Source organism: Brachybacterium hainanense (assembly GCF_042434575.1).
GTDB classification, from domain to species: domain Bacteria; phylum Actinomycetota; class Actinomycetes; order Actinomycetales; family Dermabacteraceae; genus Brachybacterium; species Brachybacterium hainanense.
Genome location: NZ_JBHLSV010000067.1, coordinates 1 through 5431, shown reverse-complemented (window position 1 = coordinate 5431; position 5431 = coordinate 1). Strand labels below are relative to the sequence as shown.

Annotated in this window: 3 rRNA genes; all 3 read left to right on the top strand. The window is 56.1% G+C overall.

The features are described from left to right. Nucleotides 1–128 precede the first annotated feature (128 nt). The 3 genes from ACFFF6_RS19975 to rrf all read left to right on the top strand — a co-directional run bounded on the left by ACFFF6_RS19975 (nucleotide 129) and on the right by rrf (nucleotide 5383). Nucleotides 129–1650, top strand: a 16S ribosomal RNA gene (locus ACFFF6_RS19975). Nucleotides 1651–2055: 405 nt separating this feature from the next. Continuing rightward, nucleotides 2056–5126: ribosomal RNA gene (locus ACFFF6_RS19970) — 23S ribosomal RNA — on the top strand. 140 nt (nucleotides 5127–5266) lie between these two features. Further along, nucleotides 5267–5383, top strand: a 5S ribosomal RNA gene (gene rrf / locus ACFFF6_RS19965). Together the 16S, 23S and 5S rRNA genes form the textbook arrangement of a ribosomal RNA operon. Nucleotides 5384–5431: the final 48 nt, after the last annotated feature.

Here is a 5431-nt window from a genome sequence, read left to right as displayed (position 1 = left end):
GTGCGCGTGTTGTTTGAGATCTCAATAGTGTGTCTGTTTGTTGATGCCAAATTTTTATGTTTGGCATGACGGATGATAGCGAAACAAGTTTTGCTAGTCGTAAGTCATTGCTAGGATTGTTTTCATTTTTTATGGAGAGTTTGATCCTGGCTCAGGACGAACGCTGGCGGCGTGCTTAACACATGCAAGTCGAACGATGACGACCGTGCTTGCACGGTCTGATTAGTGGCGAACGGGTGAGTAACACGTGAGTAACCTGCCCTTCACTCTGGGATAACCTCGGGAAATCGTGGCTAATACCGGATAGGAGCTCCTACCGCATGGTGGGGGTTGGAAAGATTTATCGGTGGGGGATGGACTCGCGGCCTATCAGTTTGTTGGTGAGGTAATGGCTCACCAAGGCGATGACGGGTAGCCGGCCTGAGAGGGCGACCGGCCACACTGGGACTGAGACACGGCCCAGACTCCTACGGGAGGCAGCAGTGGGGAATATTGCACAATGGGCGGAAGCCTGATGCAGCGACGCCGCGTGAGGGATGACGGCCTTCGGGTTGTAAACCTCTTTCAGTAGGGAAGAAGCGAAAGTGACGGTACCTGCAGAAGAAGCGCCGGCTAACTACGTGCCAGCAGCCGCGGTAATACGTAGGGCGCAAGCGTTGTCCGGAATTATTGGGCGTAAAGAGCTTGTAGGTGGCTTGTCGCGTCTGCCGTGAAAACCCGAGGCTTAACCTCGGGCGTGCGGTGGGTACGGGCAGGCTAGAGTGTGGTAGGGGAGACTGGAACTCCTGGTGTAGCGGTGAAATGCGCAGATATCAGGAAGAACACCGATGGCGAAGGCAGGTCTCTGGGCCATTACTGACACTGAGAAGCGAAAGCATGGGTAGCGAACAGGATTAGATACCCTGGTAGTCCATGCCGTAAACGTTGGGCACTAGGTGTGGGGGACATTCCACGTTCTCTGCGCCGTAGCTAACGCATTAAGTGCCCCGCCTGGGGAGTACGGCCGCAAGGCTAAAACTCAAAGGAATTGACGGGGGCCCGCACAAGCGGCGGAGCATGCGGATTAATTCGATGCAACGCGAAGAACCTTACCAAGGCTTGACATGCACCGGATCGCTGCAGAGATGTGGCTTTCTTTGGACTGGTGCACAGGTGGTGCATGGTTGTCGTCAGCTCGTGTCGTGAGATGTTGGGTTAAGTCCCGCAACGAGCGCAACCCTCGTTCTATGTTGCCAGCGCGTGATGGCGGGGACTCATAGGAGACTGCCGGGGTCAACTCGGAGGAAGGTGGGGACGACGTCAAATCATCATGCCCCTTATGTCTTGGGCTTCACGCATGCTACAATGGCCGGTACAAAGGGTTGCGATACTGTGAGGTGGAGCGAATCCCAAAAAGCCGGTCTCAGTTCGGATTGGGGTCTGCAACTCGACCCCATGAAGTCGGAGTCGCTAGTAATCGCAGATCAGCAACGCTGCGGTGAATACGTTCCCGGGCCTTGTACACACCGCCCGTCAAGTCACGAAAGTCGGTAACACCCGAAGCCAGTGGCCTTACCCTTGTGGAGGGAGCTGTCGAAGGTGGGATCGGTGATTGGGACTAAGTCGTAACAAGGTAGCCGTACCGGAAGGTGCGGCTGGATCACCTCCTTTCTAAGGAGCATCACCAAGTATGGTGGCCATCTTCCTGCCCGCGTGTGGTGGGGGTGGTTGCTCATGGGTGGAACATCAACGGATAGGCGCTTGGCCCTGTGGGGGTCTTGTCGTGAGTACGCGTGCCGTCGGGTGCGGGGGAAAGCGGTGGGGTTCTGTGGGGGTTTCAGGTGGAGACACACTATTGGGTTTTGAGGCTGCACGCGGCCTGCCTGGCTTCTCGGTCATCTTTTTCTCGTGTTGTGCGGGGAGGGTGGACCGGGGTGCGGGGTGGGTGTGTGGCTGGTCCTCCCTCGTGGCTGGACTCCCGTGATGGGGGTGTGGTGGCGGGTGTGGGGTTGTTTCTTGAGAACTGCATAGTGGACGCGAGCATCTTGTAAGCAATTAATGTGTCTTTGTTTGTGTTGCTAAGTTGTAAAGAGCACACGGTGAATGCCTGGGCACAAGGAACCGACGAAGGACGTGGGAGTCTGCGAAAAGCCTCGGGGAGGTGACAACCGACCTGTGATCCGAGGATGTCCGAATGGGGAAACCCACCGGGAGTCAAGTCCCGGTACCTGCCACTGAATGTATAGGTGGTGTGGAGGGAACGCGGGGAAGTGAAACATCTCAGTACCCGCAGGAAGAGAAAACAAATAGTGATTCCGTGAGTAGTGGCGAGCGAAAGCGGATGAGGCTAAACCTGGTCTGTGTGATACCCGGCAGGGGTTGCAGGTTGGGGGTTGTGGGACGTCTTGGATGGGTCTGCCGGCCTGTCGACGTGATGGTGTGATGGTAGTCGAAGTCGTGGTGAGTGCGATGGCGTAGAGGGTGTGACCCCCGTAGACGAAACTGTCATGCAGCGTGAGGCTGTTCCCGAGTAGCACCGGGCCCGTGAAATCCGGTGTGAATCTGCCAGGACCACCTGGTAAGCCTAAATATTTCCTTGTTTCCTTGTGACCGATAGCGGACAAGTACCGTGAGGGAAAGGTGAAAAGTACCCCGGGAGGGGAGTGAAATAGTACCTGAAACCGTGTGCTTACAATCCGTCGGAGCCTTACGGGGTGACGGCGTGCCTTTTGAAGAATGAGCCTGCGAGTTAGTGGTCGGTTGCGAGGTTAACCCGTGTGGGGTAGCCGTAGCGAAAGCGAGTCTGAACGGGGCGTTCAGTAGCCGGCTCTAGACCCGAAGCGAAGTGATCTATCCATGGGCAGTGTGAAGCGCGGGTAAGACCGCGTGGAGGCGCGAACCCACTTCAGTTGAAAATGGAGGGGATGACCTGTGGATAGGGGTGAAAGGCCAATCAAACTTCGTGATAGCTGGTTCTCCCCGAAATGCATTTAGGTGCAGCGTTGCGTGTTTCGTGCCGGAGGTAGAGCACTGGATAGGCGATGGGCCTTACCGGGTTACTGACCTTAGCCAAACTCCGAATGCCGGTACGTGAGAGCGCAGCAGTGAGACTGTGGGGGATAAGCTTCATAGTCGAGAGGGAAACAGCCCAGAACATCAGCTAAGGCCCCTAAGCGTGTGCTAAGTGGAAAAGGATGTGGAGTTGCTGAGACAACCAGGAGGTTGGCTTAGAAGCAGCCACCCTTGAAAGAGTGCGTAATAGCTCACTGGTCAAGTGATTCTGCGCCGACAATGTAGCGGGGCTCAAGTACACCGCCGAAGCTGTGTCACTCCACCGTCTGGTGGGGTGGGTAGGGGAGCGTCGTGTAGCCAGCGAAGCTGCGGGGGAACCCAGTGGTGGAGGCTGCACGAGTGAGAATGCAGGCATGAGTAGCGAAAGACGGGTGAGAAACCCGTCCGCCGATTGATCAAGGGTTCCAGGGCCAGGTTAATCCGCCCTGGGTTAGTCGGGACCTAAGGCGAGGCCGACAGGCGTAGTCGATGGACATCGGGTGAATATTCCCGAACCGATTCTAGGAGGACCCATACCGAGGCGTTCGATGCTAAGCACCCGATGCCGTGCTGTTCCCTTCGGGGAAGAGTTTCTGGTGGAGGCTGTGAACCAAGGACGTAGTAGGTCAGCGCATGGGATGACGCAGAGAGGTAGCTTCCGCGGACTTAATGGAATAGTCCGTCTAAGCGTGCAGCCCGAGCACCGGTAATGCGGTGCCGTGTTGGGTGAGACGTGATGGGGATCCCGTATGGGCGTAGGTGAGTGATCCTGTACTGCCAAGAAAAGTTCCGGCGTGACGAATAGAGTCGCCCGTACCCTAAACCGACTCAGGTGATCAGGTAGAGAATACCAAGGCGTTCGAGAGAATCGTGGTTAAGGAACTCGGCAAAATACCCCCGTAACTTCGGGAGAAGGGGGGCCTGAGAGGTGAGAGCCTCGAGGGCCGCAGAGACCAGGGAGAAGCGACTGTTTACTAAAAACACAGGTCCGTGCGAAGTCGTAAGACGCTGTATACGGACTGACGCCTGCCCGGTGCTGGAAGGTTAAGAGGACTGGTCAGCTCTTCGGAGCGAAGCTGAGAATTTAAGCCCCAGTAAACGGCGGTGGTAACTATAACCATCCTAAGGTAGCGAAATTCCTTGTCGGGTAAGTTCCGACCTGCACGAATGGCGTAACGACTTCTCCACTGTCTCAACCGCGAACTCGGCGAAATTGCATTACGAGTAAAGATGCTCGTTACGCGCAGCAGGACGGAAAGACCCCGGGACCTTTACTATAGTTTGGTATTGGTGTTCGGGACGGCTTGTGTAGGATAGGTGGGAGACTGGGAAGCATGGACGCTAGTTCGTGTGGAGTCGTTGTTGAAATACCACTCTGGTCGTTCTGGATTCCTAACCTCGGTCCGTGATCCGGATCAGGGACAGTGCCTGATGGGTAGTTTAACTGGGGCGGTTGCCTCCTAAAGAGTAACGGAGGCGCTCAAAGGTTCCCTCAGCCTGGTTGGCAATCAGGTGTTGAGTGTAAGTGCACAAGGGAGCTTGACTGCGAGACAGACATGTCGGGCAGGTGCGAAAGCAGGAACTAGTGATCCGGCACCTCATTGTGGAATGGGTGTCGCTCAACGGATAAAAGGTACCCCGGGGATAACAGGCTGATCTTGCCCAAGAGCTCATATCGACGGCATGGTTTGGCACCTCGATGTCGGCTCGTCGCATCCTGGGGCTGGAGTTGGTCCCAAGGGTTAGGCTGTTCGCCTATTAAAGCGGTACGCGAGCTGGGTTTAGAACGTCGTGAGACAGTTCGGTCCCTATCCGCTGCGCGCGTTGGATATTTGAGAAGACCTGTCCCTAGTACGAGAGGACCGGGATGGACTGACCTCTGGTGTGCCAGTTGTTCTGCCAAGAGCATGGCTGGTTGGCTACGTCGGGAAGGGATAACCGCTGAAAGCATCTAAGCGGGAAGCCTGCTTCAAGATGAGATATCCGTACACCTTGTGTGTGGGAGACCCCCAGGAGATGACTGGGTTGATAGGCCAGATGTGGAAGCGCAGTAATGTGTGGAGCTGACTGGTACTAATGGTCGAAGACTTAACAACATTGAACTGTGTTGGTTGCTGTGTGCTCGCGTCTACTGTGTGGTTCTCGGGAAACAACTCCCGGGATCGTCATACCAGGCCCCCTCGTGCGTGTGGGGGTGGGTGTGGTGGGTCCAGAGGTCCAGGATGTCTCGTCGTGTTACGGCGGTCATAGCGTTGGGGAAACGCCCGGTTCCATTCCGAACCCGGTAGCTAAGCCCTTCAGCGCCGATGGTACTGCACTCGGGAGGGTGTGGGAGAGTAGGACGCCGCCGGACATTCTTGTGGTTGGTGGAGCGGGTGACGCTCCTGGAGTAGAACTCCCA